At 57.9% G+C, this 24,302-nt stretch carries 19 protein-coding genes and 5 pseudogenes; 6 read left to right on the top strand and 18 right to left on the bottom strand.

Annotation, left to right across the window (positions count from 1 at the left end):
* Positions 1-46 precede the first annotated feature (46 nt).
* The 3 genes from AB4O25_RS01465 to AB4O25_RS01455 form a co-directional block, all read right to left on the bottom strand.
* The gene (locus AB4O25_RS01465) at positions 47-1,069 is read right to left on the bottom strand and encodes a glycosyltransferase family 2 protein (RefSeq protein ID WP_017526940.1); all 1,023 of its coding nucleotides are present in this window, start codon (positions 1,067-1,069) and stop codon (positions 47-49) included.
* Between the two features lie 353 nt (positions 1,070-1,422).
* Positions 1,423-2,529, bottom strand: a complete 1,107-nt coding sequence (locus AB4O25_RS01460) for a nickel/cobalt efflux protein RcnA (RefSeq protein WP_017526939.1) — start codon at positions 2,527-2,529, stop codon at positions 1,423-1,425.
* Between the two features lie 6 nt (positions 2,530-2,535).
* The gene (locus AB4O25_RS01455) at positions 2,536-2,829 is read right to left on the bottom strand and encodes a metal-sensing transcriptional repressor (protein ID WP_460150344.1); all 294 of its coding nucleotides are present in this window, start codon (positions 2,827-2,829) and stop codon (positions 2,536-2,538) included.
* 193 nt (positions 2,830-3,022) lie between these two features.
* Here AB4O25_RS01455 and AB4O25_RS01450 point away from each other — a divergent pair, with 193 nt between their 5' ends.
* Both AB4O25_RS01450 and AB4O25_RS01445 read left to right on the top strand, forming a co-directional pair.
* A complete protein-coding gene (locus AB4O25_RS01450) occupies positions 3,023-3,463 on the top strand; it encodes a hypothetical protein (RefSeq protein ID WP_065878629.1) in 441 nt (146 codons plus the stop codon).
* A 31-nt stretch (positions 3,464-3,494) separates the two neighbouring features.
* Positions 3,495-6,383 carry a DUF4132 domain-containing protein gene (locus AB4O25_RS01445; protein ID WP_460150342.1) on the top strand — a complete coding sequence of 963 codons (2,889 nt, stop codon included), beginning with the start codon at positions 3,495-3,497 and terminating at the stop codon, positions 6,381-6,383.
* 8 nt (positions 6,384-6,391) lie between these two features.
* Here AB4O25_RS01445 and AB4O25_RS01440 read toward each other — a convergent pair.
* The 6 genes and pseudogenes from AB4O25_RS01440 to AB4O25_RS01415 form a co-directional block, all read right to left on the bottom strand.
* Positions 6,392-6,685, bottom strand: a pseudogene (locus AB4O25_RS01440) (ATP-binding protein); the annotation flags it as partial.
* Positions 6,686-7,252: 567 nt separating this feature from the next.
* Positions 7,253-7,540: pseudogene (locus AB4O25_RS01435) on the bottom strand (response regulator transcription factor); the annotation flags it as partial.
* Between the two features lie 294 nt (positions 7,541-7,834).
* Positions 7,835-8,728, bottom strand: a pseudogene (locus AB4O25_RS01430) (sensor histidine kinase); the annotation flags it as partial.
* Between the two features lie 1,402 nt (positions 8,729-10,130).
* The gene (locus tag AB4O25_RS01425) at positions 10,131-11,231 is read right to left on the bottom strand and encodes an ABC transporter substrate-binding protein (protein WP_116079650.1); all 1,101 of its coding nucleotides are present in this window, start codon (positions 11,229-11,231) and stop codon (positions 10,131-10,133) included.
* A gap of 679 nt (positions 11,232-11,910) precedes the next feature.
* Positions 11,911-12,234, bottom strand: coding sequence for an aminotransferase class III-fold pyridoxal phosphate-dependent enzyme (locus AB4O25_RS01420; RefSeq protein ID WP_460150340.1), 324 nt, complete (start codon positions 12,232-12,234; stop codon positions 11,911-11,913).
* A gap of 50 nt (positions 12,235-12,284) precedes the next feature.
* Positions 12,285-13,137 (bottom strand): IS5 family transposase gene (locus AB4O25_RS01415; RefSeq protein WP_460150339.1). Its coding sequence is split into 2 segments (ribosomal slippage): positions 12,285-12,789 and positions 12,788-13,137, totalling 855 coding nucleotides; the frame shifts between segments, so codons are not numbered across the junction.
* 126 nt (positions 13,138-13,263) lie between these two features.
* On the opposite strand from AB4O25_RS01415, the gene AB4O25_RS01410 reads away from it, so the two are divergent.
* From AB4O25_RS01410 to AB4O25_RS01395, 4 genes are all read left to right on the top strand, one after another.
* Positions 13,264-13,941, top strand: coding sequence for a response regulator (locus AB4O25_RS01410; protein ID WP_017530590.1), 678 nt, complete (start codon positions 13,264-13,266; stop codon positions 13,939-13,941).
* A gap of 134 nt (positions 13,942-14,075) precedes the next feature.
* Positions 14,076-14,534, top strand: coding sequence for a hypothetical protein (locus AB4O25_RS01405; RefSeq protein WP_460069304.1), 459 nt, complete (start codon positions 14,076-14,078; stop codon positions 14,532-14,534).
* Complete coding sequence (locus AB4O25_RS01400; RefSeq protein ID WP_460149119.1) at positions 14,531-15,328, top strand: sensor histidine kinase; 798 nt, start codon at positions 14,531-14,533, stop codon at positions 15,326-15,328. Before AB4O25_RS01405 ends, AB4O25_RS01400 begins: the two co-directional genes overlap by 4 nt.
* Positions 15,329-15,387: 59 nt before the next feature.
* Positions 15,388-15,825, top strand: a complete 438-nt coding sequence (locus AB4O25_RS01395; RefSeq protein WP_460150336.1) for a hypothetical protein — start codon at positions 15,388-15,390, stop codon at positions 15,823-15,825.
* Between the two features lie 443 nt (positions 15,826-16,268).
* On the opposite strand, the pseudogene AB4O25_RS01390 reads toward AB4O25_RS01395, so the two are convergent.
* The 9 genes and pseudogenes from AB4O25_RS01390 to AB4O25_RS01350 all read right to left on the bottom strand — a co-directional run.
* Positions 16,269-16,462, bottom strand: a pseudogene (locus tag AB4O25_RS01390) (transposase); the annotation flags it as partial.
* 49 nt (positions 16,463-16,511) lie between these two features.
* Positions 16,512-17,522 carry an aminotransferase gene (locus AB4O25_RS01385; protein WP_460150335.1) on the bottom strand — a complete coding sequence of 337 codons (1,011 nt, stop codon included), beginning with the start codon at positions 17,520-17,522 and terminating at the stop codon, positions 16,512-16,514.
* Positions 17,523-17,783: 261 nt separating this feature from the next.
* Positions 17,784-18,965, bottom strand: a complete 1,182-nt coding sequence (locus tag AB4O25_RS01380; RefSeq protein WP_460150333.1) for a hypothetical protein — start codon at positions 18,963-18,965, stop codon at positions 17,784-17,786.
* 166 nt (positions 18,966-19,131) lie between these two features.
* Entirely contained in the window at positions 19,132-20,370 is a 1,239-nt protein-coding gene (locus tag AB4O25_RS01375; protein WP_460150331.1) for a serine hydrolase domain-containing protein, read from the bottom strand.
* Between the two features lie 6 nt (positions 20,371-20,376).
* On the bottom strand, positions 20,377-21,333 hold the full coding sequence (locus AB4O25_RS01370; RefSeq protein ID WP_460150329.1) for an ABC transporter ATP-binding protein: 957 nt from the start codon (positions 21,331-21,333) through the stop codon (positions 20,377-20,379).
* Positions 21,334-21,357: 24 nt separating this feature from the next.
* Positions 21,358-21,495: a hypothetical protein gene (locus AB4O25_RS01365; RefSeq protein ID WP_460150328.1), complete on the bottom strand. Its 138-nt coding sequence runs from the start codon at positions 21,493-21,495 to the stop codon at positions 21,358-21,360.
* Positions 21,496-21,575: 80 nt separating this feature from the next.
* Positions 21,576-22,388: pseudogene (locus AB4O25_RS01360) on the bottom strand (ABC transporter ATP-binding protein); the annotation flags it as partial.
* Positions 22,388-23,272, bottom strand: coding sequence for an ABC transporter permease (locus tag AB4O25_RS01355; protein WP_460150326.1), 885 nt, complete (start codon positions 23,270-23,272; stop codon positions 22,388-22,390). The pseudogene AB4O25_RS01360 and the gene AB4O25_RS01355, both read right to left, overlap by 1 nt.
* Entirely contained in the window at positions 23,269-24,285 is a 1,017-nt protein-coding gene (locus AB4O25_RS01350) for an ABC transporter permease (protein WP_460150324.1), read from the bottom strand. The genes AB4O25_RS01355 and AB4O25_RS01350 overlap by 4 nt, the downstream gene beginning before the upstream one ends.
* Between the last annotated feature and the right edge of the window lie 17 nt (positions 24,286-24,302).

Genomic DNA, 24,302 nt, shown 5'->3' with positions numbered 1-24,302 from the left:
GCAGCAAATGGCTTTCCGTGAAGACACTACTCATGATTGCCATTGATTAAATTTTCCCGAAGACGGCTGCCGTGATAAGCCCGATATTTCCGAGCAACGTTTGACGGTAAATACCCGTGCGTTTCAGACAAATCAAACGTGGGATCAAACTCATTTTGCGGGCTGCCATAAAGCGGTGAAGTATTTTCCGGTTTTCGGGAGTGAGTCGATGCTCGAGTGCGCTCAAGATGACAATATTGCTATCGCCCCACTGTTTAAAACGCCCCTGAAACAACATGCGAATACGCTTGAAGCGAGACATCCAGCCAGAGTTGGTGCCCACTAGGTTACAACCATGTTGACGGTAACGCAGAGTCGGCTCGGGGTCGTAAAAAACCTGGCCACCACAGCCCGTCACTAACATATATGCCCACCAGTCATGGGTGACGACCGGTCTGTGTTCCCCGGCCTCACGCAGGAGCTGCCTGGCACAGTTATTGAACACCATGGTGTTACCACCACCGATGTTTTGCATCAGCGCATTGGCGAAACTGGGAGGTTTGGAAAAGAGTGGCGAAAAGCCGATTTCATGGTTGTCGGCATCAACCAACCGGGTGCGGGAGCAATATAAGCCAGGTACATCTGCGGGTAAGGTTTGCAACCACTGCACTGAGCGGGCCAGCTTATCCGCCTCCCAAATATCGTCCTGATCGGAATAGGCGTAAAAATCCGCTTGGATGGTGTCATTACACGTCAGCGAGACAAAGTTGGCGGCAAAGCCCTCCGCCGGCCCAGAGAACACATGCAACGAACCTTCAGGCCACTTTTGCTGGTACGCCGCAAGAATCCCTCGCGTGTCATCCTTTGAACCGTCATCGGAGGCCCAAACGCTCCAATTGGAGTGAGACTGGGTCTCGAAAGAAGCCAATTGCTCAGCCAGATAGCGTTGCCCCTGGTAGGTACAGAGCAAAATAGCAACGGTGGGCAAAGCTGTGCGCGCACCCGTCCTGGAATCCAAGTCGGAATTAGGTTGCTCACCTGAAGGGTTTGAGTCGCAGTTCAATTGATCTGCCAAATTAAACTGAAGCATCCATTTATCCGCCTTAGCCGCTTGATTTCATACCGACAATGCACCTTCCGTGGCCCTTTAAACCCATCAAAGTCCAACACTTACCCCCCAATACGAAAAGGCGCATGAGCTTACCTTTACATATACGGTCAGGCAACCGCGCACTTTCCCACCCGCTCCAAAGCAGCGTCCCATGTCAAACGCCGCTCTTCTCGCAGCCTAAGCCGCTGTAATACGATGAAATACTTTATGCAGACACCGCCCGATCAAATAAGTTGCGCATGGTTTCCGGTGTTTGTGCGATGAGAGTAGACGCACGCCGCAATGGGGCGCCGGCGCGGTCCGCGCCGGCCTCTCATCACCTGCGCGCCGCATCAAGCATTCAACCCGATCCAGCCATGAAAGCCCACGTACAAGCCAACACCGATGATCAACGCACTGGACAAGTATGGCGCCCGGCGAGCCACGGTACCCAACCATGGCCAACGGCTGGAAGCCTGCCTGGCACCCACCGCCGCCGCAGCGCCGACCGTAACCAAGGTGAGCGCCAATCCGATGCTGAAACACAGGACCAGCATGCCCCCCAGGGCAACCTCTTTAACCTGCAGACACAGCAACAGCACGGTGATGGCTGCCGGGCAAGGAATCAGGCCGCCCGTCAGACCGAACATGACGATCTGGCCGGTCGTGACTTCGCGGCGGGTGAAGCGCTTGCGGATATCGTTGGCATGGGCACGTTCATGCGCATCCTGATAGCCATCAGTCGACAGCTCCAGTCCGGCATGCGCATGGTCATGCTCCTGGTATTCCAAATCGTAGTCGTGGGAGTGGCCCGCATGCCCAAGACTCAAGCGTGCGCTGAACTCATGAGGCTCCGGGACATCGATGGCAGACTCCAGGTAGCCGTCGCGCTCGACGAAAGAGAACGATTGCCTGGCGCCGTCCGGACGGGTTGTCATCAGGCGAACATCGGCGGCGCCCCACGCATGGCCGGTCAACGTTGTCAGGCGCCAGCGCGGCGGAACGCCGTCTTCGAAGATCGCCAATTCAACACGGCCATGGCCAGTATCGATCCGGTGGGTCTCATCATGAGGGTCATGGGAATGACCAGCGCCCTGCTCGGACATAAACATCCGCTCACCACGCCAGGTGCGCCACAGCATCCACAGCGCAATCCCGATGATCAGTGCCGCAGACGCAAGCTGGAAGTACGGCTCGGTGGTTTGCGCGTCCAGCCCCTTGCCCAGGTACATGCCACCGATGGCGACCAACCAGACCACGGCCGTGTGCGACAACGTCGCGGCCAGCCCCAGTAAAACCGCCTGTTTGACCGAGCCACGGATGGCCACGATGAACGCGGCCATCATGGTTTTCGAATGGCCCGGCTCCAGGCCGTGCAGCGCCCCCAGCAAAATAGCGCTGGGGAAATACAACCAGGCGTTAGCCCCGCCTTGTTGCAGCAGTTCAGCAAAATTAGGCATGTCGGCTCAAAGGTACTTAGTGATTTGTTTGAACGCTTCCAACGGACCGCGCTCGCCGGTGCCCAGCGCCGAAACGGTATCTTCCAGGCAATGATCGATGTGGTCCTGGATCAACGTGCGCTTGGCCTGGCACACCGCTTTTTCCACCGCGTGCAGCTGCTGGGCGATGTCCACGCATTCACGACCTTCTTCGATCATGGTGATGATGCTGCGTAGATGGCCGTCCGCGCGCTTCAGGCGCTTGATGATCGCCTCATGACTTTGATGGGTATGTGGGTGGCTGTGTTCGTGCTCATTCATGACTTGACCCTCGGGAATCAGTGAATTGCGCCGGCATCCTATCCCCCCTGGGGGGATATGGTCAAACCGATCATCGTTGACCTGGCAGGTTTCTATCGCTGCTCCCGATCGCGCCGCGCGATGACGTTTATTGCCGACCGGGCTATGCTGATGCGCCATCCGCCCGGCTGGCCTGGCTTGCAAGGAATGCGTCATGGAGTTCGTGGTTCATAGCTATTGCCTGAAAGGCGCACGCCAGGAGCTTTTGCTGCCGCCTGTCACCCTGATACCGGCCTCCCTGACCTTGACCGTCGCCGAGCTTATTCGCCTGACCGTTACCGAACAGATTGCCGCGCTGTCGGTGCAGCACTGGCTGGAACACCTGTCGGTGCGCGAAGTGCTCGACCGCCAATACCTGAGCGAGCACGACATTCGCCAGCAAGCCGGTGCCGGCGCGATTGCGATGCCTCAGGCCAGCGCGCCTGCGCAGTTGGATGTCGGTGTTGAGGTCGAGCGCGCCTTGAAAGGGTTTGAAACCCGTGCGTTTCGCGTTCTGCATAACGGCGTCATGCTGCAACGGCTTGATGAGTCGATCCAATTGGGCCCACCTTCCACCCTCGCATTTATCCGTCTGGTGCCGCTGATTGGCGGTTGATCCTCGTCGCTCACTTTCTCGGATACCCATCATGCACTCACGCCGCCCTGCGCCCGACCAAGCCACCCGCCTCGCTGCGCTGCGAGCATTTTGTGACAGAGCGCTGGATGACTATCCCGAACTCAGCCGATATGACGAATTCGAACTGGACTTCTGGGACGGCATCGACTTCCTGCGCATCGCCGATGACTGGGTCAGGCACCAGCCCAAGGATGGGCCCAAAGCCCTGGCTGATGGTTTTGTGTTCCCTACCGTCTGGGACGACCTGGAGGATCGCCGCGATCAACAGCGCTATGGCCTGCAATATCGAGTCTGTGATGCGTGGGTCACGGCGCATCCGGACGCCTACGCGCTGGAGCAGATCTGCGCGCGACTGCGGCACATGCTGCAATTTGCCTTCGAAGACAGCGACTACCCACTGCCCACTGACGAAGACGGCCCCGCCTATTACCGCAGGCGCCCGGACCAGGCCTGGGCCTTTCCTGACGTTCAAGCTTGCATCAACCGCCTGAGCAACTACCCGCCAACCGCAGCCTGGCAGGCGTTCGCCGAATGGTTGCTGGACGGCGACTGGAACCGCGAGCAGCCCCCTTCAACGCCAGACGAGGAGCCTACGAAAGTCGCCGACGCGTATCCCTACGTGCACCAGGAAATCGAGCGCATCGCGCTGGGCCTGCTCGAAGCCGGCCGCCTCGATTACCCGCGCTTCGTGCGGGCGGCCACTACCTGGGGGCGCGCCATGATGTTCTACACAGACGACACCGGGCTGGACAGCGATGATGTGGACATGGATCGGTACGCCGATGACGTGCTCGACGATGACGAGTCATCCCACAGCGATGCCCCCACTACGCGAGCACCCGCAGCCAGCCATCCTGAGCTGGCACGCTTCACCGTTCGCTATATCGAGGACGCCTTGGCTGGGTTGCCCGATAACGCCCGGAAGCTGGCCGACACGTTCCGTTCGGTTGAGGTGTATCAGGCCCGCTGGCTGCTGCAGGCCCTGGCGGTCGTCGAACGACTGCGCATGACGCCGGAGGATTTTTTCGAGCGTTGGGCCGATACCGCCGCAGTGCTCGAGCGCTTCCTGTTGCTTCAGGCATTGCCCAAGCCCTCGTCGGCGGAGCTGCTCGCGGCACTCGGCGGGTTTTCAAGAAACAGCCTGCTGACCGCCCTGCCCTATGCCGGGCAAGCCAGCCGAGTGGTACTCGACGCTCTCGGCTGGAGTGACCTGCAAGCCTTCCAGCGTGAATACCTGAGCATTGCCCTGGCACCTCAGTCCGACTGGGGCACCGACCTGCCCAATACGCTAGATGAAACCGTGGGCGTGGTGGACCGTTACCTGCTGGACAAGGCGCTGGCCGAAGCCGACCCAAACCACCTGCGCGAGTACCTCGCGGCACTCGCCCCCTCGCCCTGGGCGTTTCCCGAGACGCGAATACTGCTCGACGCCTACCAGGGCATCGGCCGAGCGGCGCTGGAAAAGAAGTTGACCCGCCACGCACAGGCGGCAATGCGCATCTACGGCGTGCTGCCCGTCACGGAGGCGGACGATGTACGCCAACGCTATCTGACATTCAAGAAACTGCATAAAGACGTGCGTAAATACGGCGCCGAACGGCAGGCCAACTCCCATGCGGCGATACAGGCTGGCCTGGAAAACCTCGCACGCGTCGCCGGTTACCCCTCGGCAATCCGCCTGGAATGGGCCATGGAAGCGCAGATCGCCGAAGCCGCCGTAACGGCCGCCCACATCGATGGCTACGACATCACCCTGCTTATTGACGGTTTGTCGCCCACGCTGCACATCGGCAAAGCCGGAAAAACGCTGAAAACCGCACCGCCTGCGATTCGCAAACACACCGCCTTCATCGCGCTCAAGATGCAGCAAACCGGGCTCAAGGAGCAGATCGCGCGCTTGTGCCGCACCCTCGAAGCGATGATGAGCAGCGGCGAAACCCTGGCGCTCGAAGACCTCAAACCCCTGTTGAACATGCCGGCGGTTCGCCTGCTGATGGAACAACTGATCGTGCAGGCCGACGACACTGTGCTGGGCTGGCTCGATAGCACAACGCTGACGGTGACTGACCTTGAGGGCCGCCAACATCTCGCGAAAAAGAACCTGCGTATTGCTCACCCTTTCCATCTGTTCACCGCAGGCCAACTCTCGGCCTGGCAAAAAGAAGTGATCACCCATCGCCGCGTGCAGCCGTTCAAACAGGCCTTTCGCGAGTTGTACTTGTTGACGCCTGCCGAGCGAGACAGCGGCCTGTGGACCCACCGTTTTGCCGGCCATCGCCTCAAAAGCAAAGTCGCCGCCCGGCTGCTGCAGGTCCGTAACTGGTCGACCTCAAGCGTCGAAGACATCTATTACGAGAGCAAGGAGCACGGCATTTACGCCCTGTTCAACTTTTTGGACACCGGCCATTACCTCTCGGAAACCGAGCACGTCACCTTCGACACGATCGCGTTCTACCGCGACCATAAAGCTATCCCCCTTGAGCAAGTGCCGCCGCTGTTGTTCTCGGAAGTCATGCGTGACGCCGACCTGCTGGTCTCCGTGACCCACGCCGCAGACGACTACAGCAGCAGCAACGAAACCCTGCAACGCCGCGCCGAACTGGTCGGCGAATTGATTCAGGGGCTAGGGTTGAGAAACGTGAAATGCGCAGGGCATTTTCTGTACATCACCGGGCAGCGCGCGAACTATCGCATTCATCTGGGCAGCGCAGCCATCCATATCGAGCCCGGCAATTACCTGTGCATCGTGCCCGCCGGCAGCGGCGTCAAGGAGTTCTACCTGCCGTTTGCCGACACCGATCAGAAAATGGCCGAGGTGCTGAGCAAGATGTTTCTGTTGCTGGACGACATGAACATCACCGACAGCCTGATACTGGAGCAGATACAACGCCGCGAGTGAGTCGGTTTTTATCCCTGACTCAGCGAAGCATCCAGGGGAATAACCAGGGTAAACGTCGCGCCCTGCCCGGCGCCGTCGCTGTGTACAGTCAAGCGCCCCCCCATTTCCTGTGCCGCGAGTGCGCAGCTGTGCAGACCAAAGCCGTGACCGTCTTTGCGAGTGGTGAAGCCATGCGAAAAAATCCGCGCCAGGTGCTCTGGGGTAATTCCGCTGCCGTTGTCGGCCACTGAAATGCGCAGTGCTGATGCGTCATCCAGGCACGCTTGGAGCGTGACGCTCGGGCTACGATCGACCACGCCCTCCAACGCGTGCTTGGCATTGCCGATCAGGTTCACCAAAATCAGCAGCACCCGGTGCCGGTCCAGCGAGAGCAGGGGCAACTCGGCAATCGCCTTGACCACCGCTACCCCCTGGCGCTCCAGTGAGCCGGCACTCATGCGCAAGGCATCATCGATTAGCGCCGTGACCGAGACTGCCTCCACGACACTGACAGCAACGGCGTAGGACTGCTGGGCCGCAACTATGGTTTTGATGTGGTCGATGCCCTTGGTGAGTTGCCCGAGCTCTTGGACAATGCCTTGCTGCTCTGCCGTCACCGCCTGCGCCAGCTTGACCAGGTAATCGGGCAGCATCTTGCCTTTGGGGTCTTGGGTGAGAAAGTCGCCCAGGTCGTTGGCGTGCTCGCTCATCAACTGAGCCACCCTGCTCAAGCCCTGGGCTTTCGAAGCGCGCAACTGGTTGCTGACCAGGTCTGCCGAGACGTTCACGCTGTTAAGAACGTTGCCGACGTTATGCAGCACCGCCGTGGCGATTTCGGCCATGCCCGCCTGGCGGGACTTTGCGTGCAGTTCGGTTTGTACCTGGCTCATGCGTAGCGCCGCGCGGACGCGAGCCTTGAGTTCCAGCGGCGAGAAGGGTTTGGCGAGGTAGTCATCGGCGCCACTTTCCAACCCGGTTACGCAGGCATCACTACCGCCGCGGGCGGTCACCAGGATCACGGGCAAATGGGCAAAACCCGCGCTGGCTTTGATCCTGGCGGTCAGGCCGAAGCCGTCGAGCAGCGGCATCATTACATCCGAAACGACGACATCGATGGGTCGACGCTGCAGGAGTGCCCACGCCTGTTCGCCATCCGTGGCGGTGGCGACGAGGTAGTCGTCGTGCAACAGCTCGCGCAGATAGCTGAGCATTTCCGGGCTGTCGTCGACCACCAGCACTCTGGATCGCGAGGCGTGTTCCGGCAGCTGCTCGTCGTCTGCGTCATGCGTCGAACCGTCCTGGCGGCCGTCGTCGAAACGCAGCTGGCGCTGCTCGGCCGAGCCTGTCGCGCTCGGTGAAGACTGCTCGCGCAGCGTGCCGGCGTCGGTCGGCAGGGTGTTTTTCTCAACCCCCAGCGCCAGTCGAACGAAGAAACACGAGCCGCGTCCGGGTTCGCTGTTGACGCCGACTTCGCCCCCCATCAATTCGACCAGATCCTTGACCAGCGCCAGGCCGATGCCTGTGCCGCTGTAGTGGCGCGTGGCGGAATTATCGATCTGGGAAAAGCGCTGGAACAGCAGCGGCAGTTTGTCGGCAGCAATGCCAATCCCCGAGTCGTGCACCGCCAGCTCAAATCGCTCGCCATCGATCGGCGTGACTGCCACGTGCACCGTGCCGCCAGCGGGGGTGAACTTGATGGCATTGCTCACCAGGTTGAGCAGGATCTTCTCGAAGTGCCGGGGGTCCAGGAACACCGTGCCCAGCGAGGGATCGATGCTGCACGTCAAGGTGCAGCCTTTGCTCTCGGCCACCAGGGCGGCATCCTCGGCCAACACGCCCACTGCTTTGTTCAAGTCGACGGGCGCTGGGCACACCTCGAACTTGCCCGCTTCGGCCTTGGAGAAATCGAGGATGTCGTTCACCCGGTTCATCAAGCGCAGCGCATTGCGCTGGGCGCGCTCGATCTGTACTCGCCAGTCTGCGGGCGGGGTGGCCGCCGCCGAAAGCTGCTCCAGAGGCGCGAGAATGAGCGTCAAGGGGGTGCGCAATTCGTGGCTGACGGTGGCCACGAAATCGCTTTTCGCCTGGTTGGCCGTATCGGCCTGGTTGCGCGCCTCAATAAGCTCGACGGCCTGCGCCTCCAGCACCTCGGTCTGGTGATGCAGGGTGTCGGTGCGCTCGGCGACCATGCGCTCCAAAGAGGCCTGGACTTGCTGTCGTTCGGCTTCGGCCTCGGCCTCCAGCACGCGGATGCGCAGGGCAGTTTCCTGGAACACCCGAACGGCGCGGGTCATGATGCCAATCTCATCACCGCGCCCGGCGCTGGCGATTTCGGCGTGCAGGTCGCCCGCCGCAAGCCGGCGCATGACCGAGGCCAGGGCCACAATGGGCTGCGCGATAAATCGTGAGGTGCTCCAGGCAATGGCGCCGGCCAGCAGGATAGCGACGGTGACCGCAATGATCGTCGCCAGCATGCCGCGATCATTGTGGACCAAGGCGTCGGAGCGCGCTTGGCCCGCAAAACGAGCAACCAACAGGCCCGCGCTGCGTGCTTCATTGCGAACCTGGTCGCGCGCGTCGCTCAAGGCGTTGCTCGCTTGATGGAACCTGGCGAATGCCGCCCGATAGCCGGCAATCTGTTCGCTGACCGTCAGCGGCGTCGCCGTGGCTTGCAGCCCCACGGAGGATGGAAGCACCCGAGAGAGACGGGATAGCTCGTCCAGGAGGGTGACGACGGATTTGGCGACCTCGGCCGACGGTGACAGACGAAACGACAAGGTCTGCGCCTCCAAGGTCGCCACGCGCTCGGCGAAACGCTTGGATAGCGCGGCGGCATTGTGCAGCAAGCCGGTGGCCGCCTGAATATCGCTGGCGTCGTGGGCGACGTCGCCATCCACATCCTCCAACATCGTCTCGAGGCGTCCCGCCACATCTGCGACGGCGGCCAGATGCCGCAAGGCTTCGCCCCCTCGCAGTCTGGGCGCCTCGCCAAGGCGCTCAACCGCCACGCCAGCCGCCGCGAGCGCTGCGGCCAACTGGTCGAGGGCCTCGCTCTGCTGCGGCGCCCCCATCACCTCGCGCAATTGTTCGACCACGGGCTGGAGCGCGACGCTAGCGCTATGCGCCGCAGCGGCGGCTGCCGCATCCCCGGTCACCAGCACCCTGGCGACATTGGCGGTAATGATCCGTTCGCCGTTGCGCAGGACATTGAGGATGCGGTGGGCACTGTCGATGTCGCTCACCCGCGCCTTGTGCTCAACGGCGCGAGCGTCGAGCCCCTTCAACCCATCGGCGATGCCCTGTTCGACCAGGGTCGTTGCCTCTCGCATCCGGCCGTAATGGGCGGTCATGTTCTCGGTTTCGCCATCCATGGTCAGGCTCGCCACGCGCAAGGCCGTGATCGCTGCGGCGAGCCGCTCCAGGCTGCCGTTGAGCGACTGCGCTTCGGCCACCGGAATAGCGGTGAGCCCGGCGATAGCCGTCGCAACCATGCCTTCGGCCTGGGCCAGGCTTTGCTGGTCGCGGGTGGCGATGAAGTTTTCCACGCGACCGGTGGCCGCGTTGACCGACGCCAGAATTTCTGCGGAATGGCTGGCAGAATCCACCGCGCGCACCATGCCTCGCAGCCCGTAGAGGTTCACTAGCGAAACCGCCAGCATCAGGAACACCAATGCGGCGACCGCCAGGCCAATTTTGACGGCAATGGGCCGGTCCACGACCGGTTTGAATGTCAACATGGCGCCCCGCATCCTCGCTCCCTGCCCGCCATTACTGCTTCATCACCTCCGGCAAAGGCGCCGGCGGCGCCGTATGGTTGATGGCCGCGTCGATCATTGCCGCAACGGAAGCCTGGCTGTAGAACGGATTGGCGGCCCCCCCCACCGGCATGTCGGCAAGCCAGGCGTCCAAGTCTTTCGCATCGATACGCACCAGAGGCACCTCGACGAATTTGGGCACCTGCTTGCCCGCCAGAACCTGCTGGGCGACCCAGAACCCCACTTGGGAGACACTGGGGGAAGCCGAAACAGAGACGGTCTCGTAGCCATTGGCGTCGCGTTCCTGTTTCCACAGGGCAAGTTCATCCTGACGGTTACCCATCACGATGATCGGCAATGGTCGGCCCGCCGCCTTGAACGCCATCGCCGCGCCATACCCGTCGCCCCCCTGGGTCGCGACGGCATCAATGCCGGGCAGCGACGGCAGCGCCAGCGCCACCTCCTTGCGCGCCACAGCGCCTGTCCAGTTCCCGTACACGGTCTTGGCGAACTTCAGGCCCGGATATTCACTGGCGGCCTGGCGAATGCCGTCGCTGATATTTTTATCGGTGGCATCACCAGCAATGCCGCGGATCTCCAGCAGCGTGCCGTTACCCTTGAGGCGCTTGGCAATGTAATCAATTTCTATGCGGCCCATGGCGGACCAGTTGTAGTCCACGGTATAGACGCAGCCTTCGGTGACCAGGCTGGCCATGACCACCACCACGATGCCGGCGTTACACGCATCGCGGATCACCCCATCGAGCGCCGTGTCGGACGCGGCCAGGATGACGATGGCGTCGACGCCCCTGACGATCAAGTCCTGGATATGGGCCGCTTGTTCCGACGCCGAATTATTGGCACTGACCACCGGCGCCTCACGGATCAAACCCTCCTTTTGCGCTTGCGCTGCTATCTCCTGCCAATTGCGCACCATCACCTTACGAAAATCGCTGCCCGCGTATGAATTGCTGAAGGCAATGCTATGGCTTGCGGTCGGGCCGCCGGCGATACCGCTGTCGGCAGCGTGGGCCGGACTGGCGGCAATCATCAGCAACCCGCCCATGCAGGCGGCGAAGCGCCAGAGGACTGTGTAGATCGGGTCAGCCTTCATACCGATCTCCATCGTGCCTGGGATTGACTGCCTGTGGGTGAGGCCACTGCGGCGTTGCCGACCAACGCTTCTTCGGCGGGCCGGACGGCTCATGAGGCCATTGCGATAATAGAACCGGGTATGAAGAACCAGACACGTACAGACTCCTTTCCTTGGCGGACGACAACTCAAACCAGTACATGGCCTGCAGTGGCGATTAGCATAGTCTTAACATGCCCACTGCGCGCAGACCCGGCGGATTTTGGGGGTCGGTGCTGGCGTGCCATGCATTCTGGAACTGCGTTTTTACACAGCATGGGCCGGAAAGACCTGTAGGCATGGGCGAAAGCAATTTTCAGGCACAAAAAAAAGCCACTCATCTGAGTGGCTTTTTTCTGAATCTTGGAGCGGGAAACGAGACTCGTATCTGGTGTCCGACTCGTTGAAATCTGAGGGGTTTCTTTTATTTCCGAGACAGGAAAAGACTCAATTCTGGACTTGTTTTCAGGGTGTATCAAGAGCAAAAAAAGATGACTCCAAGCCATGCTAGCGAGCTCTACCTACAGCCACTCGGAAGAGCAGTCGTCCGGCCGACGGTATCAATTGCGTAGGACCAATTCGAGACGAGTCCTAAAGCGAGCACGAAGCGGCAGGCCGGAGGACTCCACATTCCGGCTCTGCCTGTAGTGAGCGGCGTTAACTACTGTGCAGCGTGTTTGAGGTACCAGTGCTGTGTCGCATCCAAAGAAGCCGCAAAAACTCCAAGGATTTCATTTATATCCTTCTCCGTTGAGATCAACGGAGGACAGAATGCCAATGCATCTCCCATGACTCGGTTGATCATTCCGCGCTCCTGGGCCTGAGAGGACAGATACCGCCCGAGTCTGCCAACAGCCTCAAAAGGCTCTTTTGTGTGCCGGTCGGCTACCAACTCAACGGCAGCAATCAACCCCACACCACGAACCTCCCCAACCATTGAATGATCAGCAAACTGCTGAAGCCCTTTGCGAAGGATAATCCCCATTTCAGCAGCATGCTGAACCAGGCCCTCCTCTTCGATAATTTTAAGATTCTCTAGGGTTTGTCTGAAAAGTCAGCCCGCAAGCATTTCTCGATACAGGCCAGTGTAACCATGGCTTTGAAGCTGCTCGCCAGTTTTTCGTATCGCGTACAGAGCCGACGCTTTTCTTTGAGCCAACTGAACAGCCGTTCGATCACGTTGCGCTTTTTATATTGTGGCCTGTCGAACAGTCGAGGCAGGCCTGGTCGAGGCTTGCGATGCATCTTGCGCAAGGGAATGATCGGCTGCATGCCGTAGAGGTCACAGTACTGACGCAGTATCTGGCTGTCATAGCCCTTGTCCGCCAGTACACATCGGCAACGCTTACGCGGACGACCCTTGCTGCCTGGCAGGCTGATCTGTTCCAGTAGCGGCATGAAATAGCGCGAGTCGGCTTCTTGACCGGGCGACAACATGACAGCCAGGGGGAAGCCATGGCTGTCGCAGGCGAGATGTATTTTGGTGGTCAATCCGCCTCGGCTACGGCCTAGGCAGTGGTGTTGCGGTTCTTGCGGGCCCCTTTTTTCCAGCACCGCTGGCCGCTCGGGTAGCTCGAATCGATGTCGAATCGACCATCCAGGTATTCAGATCGATAAAGCCATCTTCGCACAAACGAAGGTGTAAATGGCGCAGAACCTGCTCAAAAGTGCCGTTGTCACGCCATTGTCGGAAACGCTGGTAAACGGTCTTCCAAGGCCCAAAGCGCTCTGGAAGATCTCGCCATTTGGCACCAGAGCACAAAATCCAGAAGATTCCGTTAAGCATCTGGCGGTCATCGCGCCTTGGCCGCCCCATGTGTTGAGGAGGAGAAACGATGGCTTCGATCATCGCCCAACGCTCAGATGAAATTTCATAGCGGCCTGTCATGACGGCCCTCTTGGCAATCAGAGGGCATCATTTTAGCCAAAGAGACTTTTCAGACAAATCATAATAGATTTCCTAATATATTTTTTCTTCAGACGTTCTTCATTCACTTTTGATAACGTAACTATTGTGAAAATTCTCCTAATCGAAGACGACCTGGATCTCGGCAATGGCGTTCGTATCGCACTTGCAGATCAAGGGTTAGATGTCATATGGGTTCGCCGAAAAGTAGATGCGTTGCATCAGCTCGATGTCTGCGTGCCAGAACTTGTGCTACTCGACCTCGGACTGCCCGACGGTGACGGCATGAGCCTGGTAGCATGCTTACGTCAGCAGTTCAGGGGGATCCCCGTCATCATCCTGACTGCAAGAGGCACTCTGCAAGATCGCCTGTGTGGGCTCGATGCGGGTGCAGACGACTATCTGGTAAAACCATTTGTTCTCGCCGAGTTGTTGGCTAGGGTGAGAGCACTGGCCCGACGCAGTTACGGTTTTCAAAATGAGGTGATAGAAATTCGAGGATTATTTCTTCATATGCCGACTCGTCGCGTGACAGTTAGTGGACGTAATGTTGATTTAACGGCAAGTGAATACGCCCTGCTTGAAATTTTAATGATGCGCGCTGACCGCGTGCTTACACGACGTTTTCTGGAGGAAAGGCTATTCGGCGCGAAAGAAAATATGAGTAATCCGCTGGATGTGCATATGGGAAATTTGCGTCGCAAAATCGGCGAAGGCTATGTGCGAACGGTGCGGGGTGTGGGGTATGTCATTGATACCGCTACAATTCAGAAAGGGATTGGTTGATGCGAAATTTTTGGCTCAACTTGAAAACTCCAACGCTTGTAAGACGAATTATACTCGCCCAGATGCTACTACTTACACTGCTTTGGTGTCTTTTTCTGACCTACATTTTGTGGGAGAACTTGCGAAGCCCCTCTATGCTCACGGGTAGCAATACTTACGAAACCATTCTTACATTAGTTAAGCGCATGGATGATCGCCCGCAGGACCTCACTACCGTGCTGGAAAAGTTCAGCGAAGCATTGCAGGAAGGTTATGGCGGAGGTGAAGATCCCAAACTGTCAATCAGCCTCATTGTTCGTAAGAATAGAAAGATAATTTATTCATCTGATGGTGCTCCGACAGGAGTAACAAATAGCAGGTATGGAGAAATTCAGAGCATTCAGAGTGAGGGGCGCAGCTGGAATAGCCGTACTCTCAAATCAGGGAACTCCGACGCGGAGGTAACACTTATTACCCCTGCCGGAGGCTGGAACTTCTTCATATACCTGAACTCTCGTGGATACTACATATTGCCGCTGCTGGTGTGCATTCCTTTTCTTTTTTTCCCGCATGGCTATCAGTCCGTATTGCAATGCGCCCTTGGAGCAAGGTGATAAATGGTATTTCTTTGCGAACTTTAGAAGATCTCTCCCCCTTAAAAGAAGGACCAAAGCAGATAGAGCTTCGCCAAATGGTGGACGCGACTAATCTATTTCTTGCCAGAGTGCGAGCAAGTTCTGAGAGGGAACGGGTTTTCATTGCAGATGCCGCTCATGAGCTGCGTACTCCCCTGGCTGCAATGCGAATCAATGTTGAGGCTTTGCAGTCCTATGTAAGCAGCACTAATCAACAGGAGCTGCTTGCAGGGATTATTCGCAGCAATAGCCGTGCTGCGCGTCTCGTCAATCAGTTATTGCTGCTGATGCATAGCGAAGCAAGCATCGACACTGTTATGGAGGCTGTGCCGCTGACGACCCTCATACAAGAGCAAATGGCTGCGCTGGCCCCCCTAGCGGCTGAGCGTAGGATTGAACTTGAATTCTACTCTGATGGTGAAAGCTGGATCAATGGCATCAGGGAACGCCTTATGTCGCTGATTGATAACTTAATTGAAAATGCCGTGAAGTACAGCCCTGAGGGCGGACGCGTTGAGGTAGATGTGCGATCACTTGATAAATCTACTCAGCTACGTGTCTCAGATGCAGGCCCTGGCATTCCATTTGAATTAAGGGCGCGAGTCTTCGATAGGTTTTTTCGCGAGCCCAATCAAATGCAAAGCGGCAGCGGACTGGGGCTCGCAATAGTCAAAGCGGTTGCACTGCAGCACAACAGCAACGTATGGCTAAGTACATCTGCAGAGGGTGGACTCCTGGCGACTGTTGATTTTCCAAAACACAATTCCGACTGAAAAAGCATGATTTGATGCCTGCCCGGCGGAGGGCCCATACCAGAACAATGGAGTTGAAATTGAAATATTTATCCTTGCCTATACTATTATTTTCTATCTCAATCAGCGGGTGCGCTATAACCGTCAGCGAATTAAAAAGTAGTCATTCATCTTATGACGGCAGCTTCATTAGCGAGAAGACGCCCTCCGATACTTATCGAAACTTAAGACTAATGGCAAGACAATGCCTGGAACATGAGACATATACAGGAAAGCCGGTCATCGTATTAAGCGAGTTTAGCGATGAGCGCAGTGAAGGTGAGATCAATCAAAAGCTCCTTTCGGAAGGACTGTTGATTAACAACGCCCTAATTGAAATAGAAAGACATGATGCGAACAAAGCACAGGTCAGGTTGTACACAACAAAGAACATCTTGAGTGTCGGTGCTAGATCGCCGAAGATAAGTGATATCAAGCGCTGGGCTGACGGCGATATAAATTGCGCTAACGAACTCTAGTTCATGCCGTGAGTACTCCAAGTACTATTGGAAAAATCCCGCATAATTGTTCAATCTGCTTTTATAGGTCAACGGCGACATATGCAATGAGCCGTTTGCCAGTCGCCTGCATAGAGTCGATGCAGCGAGGAGCCGACTTGTCGCTTAGGAGTAGTGGGCCTAAATGTAGGTAGCATTCTATGGTTGGGTGTTTGAATGCATCAGGGTATCGGACGGAGCCGTAAAGCTTGATCGCAATATGCTCTGAATAATGGTGACCGATTGGCCAAGTGTCGGTAGGCGTGGCCATGCTGAAAGACCATTGTTGGCGCTGGAGCGAGATTGATCCAGTTGCTAATATTTAGCTGACCCGGGCTGTTGTGACGTAAACGATCATTGGCTCTGGGTAATTCGCGAGCTGACCGGGTAAGCGTCCCGTCCGCAACAGGGGCAATCCGTCATCAGCGGTCACAAACAGTCTTCCAAGGCCCAAAGCGCTCTGGAAGATCCCGCCATTTGGCGCCCGAGCACAATATCCAGAAGATACCGTTAAGCATCTGACGGTCATCGCGCCTTGGGCGTCCCATGCGTTGAGGAGGGGAACGATGGATTCGATCATCGCCCAACGTGCAGATGAGATTTCATATCGGCCTGCCATAACGGCCCTCCCAGCAACCAGAGCACGTCATCTTAGCCAAAGCGACTTTTCAGACAAACCCTAGGGCGACTGCAGTAGCTACCGGGTGCCCGCTACCAGTGAAGCCATGACCTAAGGTGCCAATCGACTGGCTCTGGTCGGCAATACCTTGGTAAACGGCATCGTTAATCAATATGGCTGCAATGGGCTGATAGGAGGACGACAGCTGTTTGGATACAACCATGACGTCTGGTTTGATATCAAAAGTTTCGCAACCGAACATATTGCCGGTTCGACCGAAACCGCAGATGACCTCGTCCGCGACAATAAAGACGTCATGCTTGCGGCACACCTTCTGGATCTTTTCCCAGTAAGTTTTCGGCGGAACGATCACCCCCCCTGCGCCCATCAGCGGTTCGCCATAAAACGCTGCGACCGTCTCAGAGCCTTCCTTGATGATCAGATCATCCAGTTCTCGGGCGAGGCGATCGGCGAACTGTTCTTCTGTTTCACCCGCTCGACCATATCGGTAAAAGTGCGGGCAGCTGACATGCAGGAAGCCCGGCAGGGGAACGTCAAAACCGCGCTGATTTGCCGGCAGCCCAGTGAGGCTCGCACTTATGGTAGTGGTACCGTGATATGCGTTCTGCCGACTGATGAACTTTTTCTTGGCGGGGTTGCCCAGAGCATTGTTCCGGTACCACAAAAGCTTAACTACCGTGTCGTTTGCCTCAGAGCCGGAGTTGGTGAAAAACACTTTGCTCATCGGCACCGGAGCCATCTCCACCAATTTTTCGGCGAGCTCAATGCTGGGACGGTGTGCCTTACTGGAAAACACGTGATAGAACGGTAGTGTACGTAGTTGCTTTTCGGCAGCCTCTATCAGCCGTTGGTTGCTGAAACCAAGCGCTACACTCCATAGCCCTGACATCGCCTCGATGTATCGCTTATTTTGGTTGTCATATACATGAACTCCTTCTCCACGCTCGATGATGAGGGGGCCATCCGCTTCATGAAGTCGAGCATCCGTATAAGGGTGGAGGTGATTTTCAACATCTTTTTGTGCAAGCAAATCCGTCATGATTTTACCTCGAAGTGAAAGAGGATTCGTTAAACCAAGGGCTGTGTAGAAACCCAAATTAAATACCCAGGCAACCGCACCAGGCTCCACAGCTACAACAGCTAACTGTCGCCAATAGCCATGGAGTAAAAAGCGGCATAAACACCGTAATCGGTGTCCGGACTTACTTGACCAATTCAGGCTCGCCTACAGGTTGTGCGCTAAACCTGTGGGCGAGCCCGCTCGGGGAAAGGACTTTAGGGTTGTTGCCAAAAATCCGGATCAGAAGTAATAACCGATGTTCATGTACAGCTGGTTTTCCCACTGGTCACTACCCCCAGCCCCCAGACTTTGCGTGAGGCTGCTGCCACCGATGACCGGATCATTCTTGCCGTACAACCATTCCGTGGCGATCCACAGTTTGCTGAGGGAGAACGAGGTGCCGAAAATCATCCGTTGCGAGGTCTTGAAGTCGTCCGCGGATTTATCGAAGGCGCTGTAATTGGCATACACCTGTACACCGCTGATCTGATCGAACAGGTACTTGCCGCCAACGTCATAGCTCACATCCGCTACGTATAAGTTGCCGCGACTGGCAACGTTGTAAGTGGCGTCGTAACCGCCGAAAGTCACCAGTTCATCGGTGCCGGGGTTGCGCGGGGACATCTGCTGTCGCGCAGCTTGCAGTTGCACACCCCATGGTCCGTTTTTACCGATGTAGTGCACCGCCACGGCATTGCGCCGGCCGTCGTTGTTGGTGTCGCGGTTCTCCAGGGATGAGGTCAGGCCAGAAATCCCGACTTCGGACTTCCATGGCCCCAGGTCCAGCGCCTTGGCCACCCGCAGCACCACGGTGTCGCGCTCCTGGTTGTTGCTGCCGTCGATGACATAGCTGTCCGCTTCGGAGACAACGCTGGAGTAGGTTTCCCCCTTGCTGGTGCCTTTTCCCTGCGAGGCCGGGCGAAGGTAGTAACCGGCCTGGATGTTCCAGTCGCCACTTTGCTGGATGTACTTGGCGCCAAGTTCTTCCACGTCTTCCAGCCCCACAACGTTCCCCAGGGTTTGATAGAACGTGCTGCCAAAGTACGGCTGCAAACCGAACGGCACCTGGTTCAGACCGACCTGGATTTGCTGGGCAGGGTTGAACTTGTAGCCGATCCAGGCGAACTCGGCGAACTGGACGTCCCCGACGTTTTCTGTGTACTGGTAAGGGTAGGCTCGGCCGTAGAAACGGTACTTGGCCTGGCCGATCCAAGTGTCGGAGTTGTACTTGGCGGAGAGGATCACGGTATCGAAGTTGAACTTCTGGATATCGCGATCCGGGTCATAGTCCCAACGCGCCCGGACGGCACCGCCGAGATCGAGATTGTCGGTGACCTGGACCGCCTGCGCGTGTGTGGAAAGTGCGCCCAACAGCGCCAGCGGAATCAATGAGCCCAAGGCCCGGGTGGTGTTCAAGTTCATGGTCGCTCCATCTTTAGGTTTTATTTTTGGCAACAACCATCCCGGCCACGGCAAAGCGCGGTCTGGATGAAATAGGTACGGCCCGCCGAGACTGAAGCTGGAACAGCGTCCAGGTGCTAGCGGGCTAAACGGTGTTTGAGAAGCCGCAGTTGTTTAAATTTCGGCGTCAGTGGTGTTGCAGTTCTTCAACCACAGCGGCACAAGCGCGGAAGGCATCCAGCGTCCACTCTGGATTGATAAAGTCTGGCCAACTGGAAAGTTTTACGATCGCCACTTCAGCAGCCGGATCCCAATAGATACTCTGGCCAAATACTCCGCGCGCCGAGTAAGTGCCCTGTTCACTGTCCAGTACCCAGCACTGATTGCTGTAGGCCGCAGTCGGATAGTGCTTGGTGTAATAGCCATAGAGGACTTCAAAAGCGGGTGTGGAACCACGTCCGCATGCACGCACAAACGTCTCTGGGACAATCTGCTGGCTATTGAAATGTCCACCCTGCAAATACATCTGGGCAAAGCGCCCGAGATCACGCAGCGTGGCGCTCATCCCCCCATCGGCCAACGCAGTTCCAACACCATCGAGGGTGATACTCGCGTCTTGTTCTGCCCCCAGTCTTGACCAGATTTCCCGGCTCAATAAAACGGGGAGCCGCTCGCCGCAGGCCCGCTCACAGACCCAGGCCAACATGTCGGTATCCACCGAGCGATACTCAAAGAACTGACCATGCTCACGGTCTTTACCCAGCGATTTCAACAAACCATAAATGCTATCGGGAGACTCTCGCTCTCCCCGTTCGCGCCAACCCGAGGCGATATCCAACTGAATGAATTCGGCATCCGGATCGGTGTAGTCCTCCCTGAATCTCACGCCCGTGCGCATATCCAGCAGATCCTGCACCCGGGCATCGCCATAACCGCTTGCCGAAAGCTCGGGCACATAGTGGCTGACAGGCGCTTGGGGATCGATCCTGCCCTGGCCGATCAACCGACCGACCAGGCTGCCGATGACGGTCTTGGAGACCGATTGCAGCAGATGCAACGTGTGCGGCTGCATGCCGTTGAAATACTGCTCCGAAACCACCTTGCCTTGATGAAGTACCAGGAAACCATCGGTGTAGCTGTCGGTCAGGAAAGTCGCCAGATCGGTTTGCCCGCCGTCGACCCGCTGGAAACGTACGTCGTCCAATGAGCGCTCGTTGCGCTTGAATTCGCTGACTGGCCCGGGACCGCGATGAATAGCGGCCACGGGAAACAGCTGGCTCATGTGCTGGAACGACCAGCGGTTATAGGGCGGGCTGTCCCAGTTGTGCAGGCCAATCTGCTTCTCCCGGGGCGGCGGATAGCCCTGCATCAGCCTTAAATCCTGGTAGCCAATGCCTGGAGCGGTCATGTCATTTTTATTGTACATAGGGGTTCAGCTCTCATCGTTCAGAGGGTGGTGGCAGGAAAAGCGATGGCCGTGATCCTGGGTCTCGGCTGGCACCTCTCGGCGACAACGCTCGCTGACCCGCGGGCAACGGGGCGCGAAGTGGCAACCGCTAGGCCGGTTCAAGGGGCTGGGGATTTCGCCGCTGAGGATCTGCAACTGGTCACGGCGTTCCGGGTCGATGGAGGGCACCGAATTGAGCAGCGCACGGGTGTAGGGATGACGCGGTCGACCGAACACCCGCTCCACGGGGCCGGCCTCAACGATGCGCCCCAAGTACATCACCAGCACCTGCTGCGCCAGGTACTCGACCGTCGCAAGGTCGTGACTAATGAACAGGTAACTCAGGCCATTGTCGGCCTGCAGCGTCTTGAGCAATTGCAGCACTTGGGCCTGGACCGACACGTCGAGCGCCGCCGTAGGCTCATCGAGGACCAGCAGTTTTGATTCCAGCGCCAGGGCCCGGGCGATAGCGATACGCTGCAACTGGCCGCCGGAGAATTCATGGGGATAGCGCTCCATGTGTTCCTCGCCCATCCCCACATTTGCCAACAGCGAGAGAATGCGCGCGCGCAAGGCGCTGCCGCTCAAGCCAAAGGCAACCTTCAGCGGCTCGGCAACAATTGCCTTGATGGTCATTTTCGGATTCAGCGAGGCATAGGGATTCTGGAACACCATGCTCAAGCTCCTGCCCCGCGCCCTGGCATCAGTAGGCAGCGGCCGACCTTCGACCAGGATCTGTCCACTGTCGGCTGGCAGCAGACCGAGCAAGGTCGCGGCCACCGTACTTTTGCCACAACCGGATTCCCCCACCAGCGCGACCGTCTCACCGGCCTGCACCTCCAGGCTGATGTGATCGATGGCCGTCACCAGGCCGTCGCGGCTGGCGTAGGTCTTGTGCAGCTGAGTGACGCTCAGCAGCGCGGGCTGTTTGTTGTTGTTCATAGCCGTTTACCTTTCAAAGAAGCCTCACACCTTGACCGACGTGTTGTGACAAGCCGCCCAGTGTTCCTCGCCTATCTCTACCCTCGGCGCAGCCTGAGCGCATCGTCCAGTGGCGCGTTCACAACGTGGATTGAAGGCACAGCCAGGCGGAGGAGCCGCCATGTTCGGCACCTGCCCGGGGATGAAGCCCAGGGGCTGGGATCCTGCCCCAGCTTTGGCACGGTGCCCATCAATTTCAGGGTGTAGGGATGCGCGGGTCGCTTGAACACCTGGCCCACCGGACCGCTCTCCACCACTTCGCCGGCGTACATCACTGCCACTCGATCACAGAGCGAAGCCACCACGCCAAGGTTGTGGGTGATAAACAGGATCGCCAGGTCCTGCTCCTGCGCGAGCTTGCGCAGCAAGGCGATGATCTGCGCCTGCACAGTGACGTCCAGCGCCGTGGTCGGCTCATCGGCGATCAGCAGTTTCGGTCGGCAGGCCAACGCCATGGCAATCACCACGCGCTGCAACTGACCGCCAGACATCTGGTGCGGATACTTGCCTAACGCAAGAGTGGGATCGGGCATGCTCACCGCTTCCAGCGAACTCAGCGCCTCGGCGCGGATTTGCGCCTTGCTCAATCGCCGATGGCAGCCAATGACATCGAACATCTGCCGCCCGACCGTGAAGAACGGGTTGAGCGCCTTCATCGGATTCTGAAAAATCATCGCCGCGCCACCGCCGCGCAAATCCGCCAGCTGCGACGCCGACGCACCGTTGACCTGCTGTCCGGCGACTTTGACACTGCCGCCCAGCCGAGCGGCCTCAGGCATCAATCCCAGGCAGGACATGGCCGTCATGGACTTGCCCGAGCCCGACTCCCCGACCAACCCGAGGATCTCACCGCGCCTGACCTTGAGGTCGATGCCGCGTACGGCCTTCACGGTTTTGAACAAACCTGGGAAAGACACCGTCAGCCCTTCCACTTCCAGCACCAGGTCTTGAGCTGCATCGTTTTTCGAAGCGGCGAGCTGTTCGAGCGTAGAAGGTTGCAAGGATTCGTTAATCATCAGCGCATCCCCTTCTTTGGATCGAGCACATCGCGCAGCCCATCACCCACCAGGTTGACGGCCAGCACCAGGACAAAAATCGCCACGCCGGGAAACAGCACCGTCCAGGGATTTTCGAGCAATTGCGAGCGCGACGCCGCGGCCATCAGCCCCCACTCCACCATGGGCGGTTTGGCCCCCAGCCCGATAAAGCTCAGCGAGGCAGCAGCGAGAATGGTGTAGCCAAAGTCCATGGAGCCCTGCACGATCACCGGTGTGGTGGAATTGGGCAGTACATGGCGAAGCAAGATGCGGCAGTGACTGACGCCCATGGAACGAGCGGCATGGATATAGGTCTCCGAGCGAACCCGTACTACCGCGCCACGCATGATCCTCGCGTACCAAGGGAACCACGAGATTGCGAGCGCCAGCATGGCGTTGGCCAAGCCCGATCCCAGCGCAGCGGTAATAGCGATCGGCAACAACAGCGGTGGAAAGGCCAGAAACACGTCTGAGACGCGCATCAGCAGCGTATCGATTCGACCGCCGAAGTAGCCGGAAACAAGCCCAATCGGAATTCCGATCAGCATCGCGATCAACGTCACGCTCACTCCAATGATCAGCGAGGTGCGTGCGCCATAAAGCACCCGAGAAAGAATGTCGCGACCAAACTCGTCCGTGCCCATCCAGTGTGCCCAGTTGGGCGCCATTAATTTTTGGGAAAAGACAATCTTGTTCGGTTCATAAGGCGCGAGCCAGGGGGCGAAGATGGCCGCCAGGATGATCAGCAGCAATAACAGCGCGCCGAATACAAACAACTTGTTATCGCAGGCAAACGCCAGGGCCTTGATGCGCCATGAGGGGGCTCGCGAGGGCATGGCCAGGGATACGTCTTGGATACTCATTGGACTCGCAACCTCGGATCAACAAGGTGATACAACAGATCAACAATCAGGTTGATCGACAGATAGGTCGTGGCCAGCACCAGGGTGGCCCCCATCACGGCGGGGAAATCATTCTGGGCAATCGAAAACACCACGAAGCCACCCAGGCCGGGCCAATCGAAAACGAACTCGACAACGACTGCGCCTCCAAGCAGGTAACCGAAGGTCAGGCCCACCACGGTCAGGAGCGGAATCATTGTCGCCTTCAGTGCATAGGCGTAATGGATACGCCACTTGGGCACGCCGTAAGAAACGGCCGTACGGATGTACTCCTCGGAGAGCACCTCCACCATCATGTTGCGGGTGATCCGGGTGACAGTGGCCAAGGTCACGGTGACCAGGGTAAGCACGGGCAGCGTCAGGTGTTTGATGGCGCTCCACAGCGCTGTGAAATTACCGGCCAGCAGCGTGTCGATCAGGTAAAAACCGGTCACACGCTCAAAGGGGCTATCGAGCAGAATGGAAGCATCGATACGGCCTTGCAGGGGCAACCAGTTGAGCTTGCCGTAGAACAGCAACTGCAAACCCATGGCCAGGATGAAAACGGGAAATGCCGTCCCGGCGATGGACCCAGCCCGCGCCACATTATCGATCGCTGAGTTCTGTCGCGCCGCTGAAATGACACCGATAGGAACCCCGAGCACCACCACCCAGAACATCGCCAGGAATGTCAGTTCGAACGTCGCGCCAACCCGCCTGACCACCTCCTCTACCACAGGCCGCCCGGTGCGCAGACTGGTGCCAAAATCACCTTGCAGCAGGGCGCCGATGTAATTGAAATACTGAATCGGCAGAGGTTTATCCAACCCCAGTTTTTCCCGCGCGACGGCAATCTGCTCCGCCGTGGGGTGGTTACCCAACATCATCTCTACCGGGGATCCGGGAAGCGCTCGGCTCAAAACGAAGGTGATGGTCAACACGCCCAGAAGAATGAAGAACATCACTATCAATCGCTGGGCTATATACTTCGCCATTTATACTACCTTTTGTG

This window comes from Pseudomonas sp. S3_A03, from assembly GCF_054668275.1.
This window is presented reverse-complemented; position numbering and strand designations above follow the sequence as displayed.

Excerpts from the sequence above, each read along its gene's own strand:
- AB4O25_RS01465 (WP_017526940.1), bottom strand. The coding sequence starts at position 1,069 with ATGCTTCAGTTTAATTTGGCAGATCAATTGAACTGCGACTCAAACCCT.
- AB4O25_RS01460 (WP_017526939.1), bottom strand. The coding sequence starts at position 2,529 with ATGCCTAATTTTGCTGAACTGCTGCAACAAGGCGGGGCTAACGCCTGG.
- AB4O25_RS01455 (WP_460150344.1), bottom strand. The coding sequence starts at position 2,829 with ATGAATGAGCACGAACACAGCCACCCACATACCCATCAAAGTCATGAG.
- AB4O25_RS01450 (WP_065878629.1), top strand. The coding sequence starts at position 3,023 with ATGGAGTTCGTGGTTCATAGCTATTGCCTGAAAGGCGCACGCCAGGAG.
- AB4O25_RS01445 (WP_460150342.1), top strand. The coding sequence starts at position 3,495 with ATGCACTCACGCCGCCCTGCGCCCGACCAAGCCACCCGCCTCGCTGCG.
- AB4O25_RS01425 (WP_116079650.1), bottom strand. The coding sequence starts at position 11,231 with ATGAAGGCTGACCCGATCTACACAGTCCTCTGGCGCTTCGCCGCCTGC.
- AB4O25_RS01420 (WP_460150340.1), bottom strand. The coding sequence starts at position 12,234 with ATGGGGATTATCCTTCGCAAAGGGCTTCAGCAGTTTGCTGATCATTCA.
- AB4O25_RS01405 (WP_460069304.1), top strand. The coding sequence starts at position 14,076 with ATGCTCACGGGTAGCAATACTTACGAAACCATTCTTACATTAGTTAAG.
- AB4O25_RS01385 (WP_460150335.1), bottom strand. The coding sequence starts at position 17,522 with ATGACGGATTTGCTTGCACAAAAAGATGTTGAAAATCACCTCCACCCT.
- AB4O25_RS01380 (WP_460150333.1), bottom strand. The coding sequence starts at position 18,965 with ATGAACTTGAACACCACCCGGGCCTTGGGCTCATTGATTCCGCTGGCG.
- AB4O25_RS01375 (WP_460150331.1), bottom strand. The coding sequence starts at position 20,370 with ATGTACAATAAAAATGACATGACCGCTCCAGGCATTGGCTACCAGGAT.
- AB4O25_RS01370 (WP_460150329.1), bottom strand. The coding sequence starts at position 21,333 with ATGAACAACAACAAACAGCCCGCGCTGCTGAGCGTCACTCAGCTGCAC.
- AB4O25_RS01365 (WP_460150328.1), bottom strand. The coding sequence starts at position 21,495 with ATGGCGGCTCCTCCGCCTGGCTGTGCCTTCAATCCACGTTGTGAACGC.
- AB4O25_RS01355 (WP_460150326.1), bottom strand. The coding sequence starts at position 23,272 with ATGAGTATCCAAGACGTATCCCTGGCCATGCCCTCGCGAGCCCCCTCA.
- AB4O25_RS01350 (WP_460150324.1), bottom strand. The coding sequence starts at position 24,285 with ATGGCGAAGTATATAGCCCAGCGATTGATAGTGATGTTCTTCATTCTT.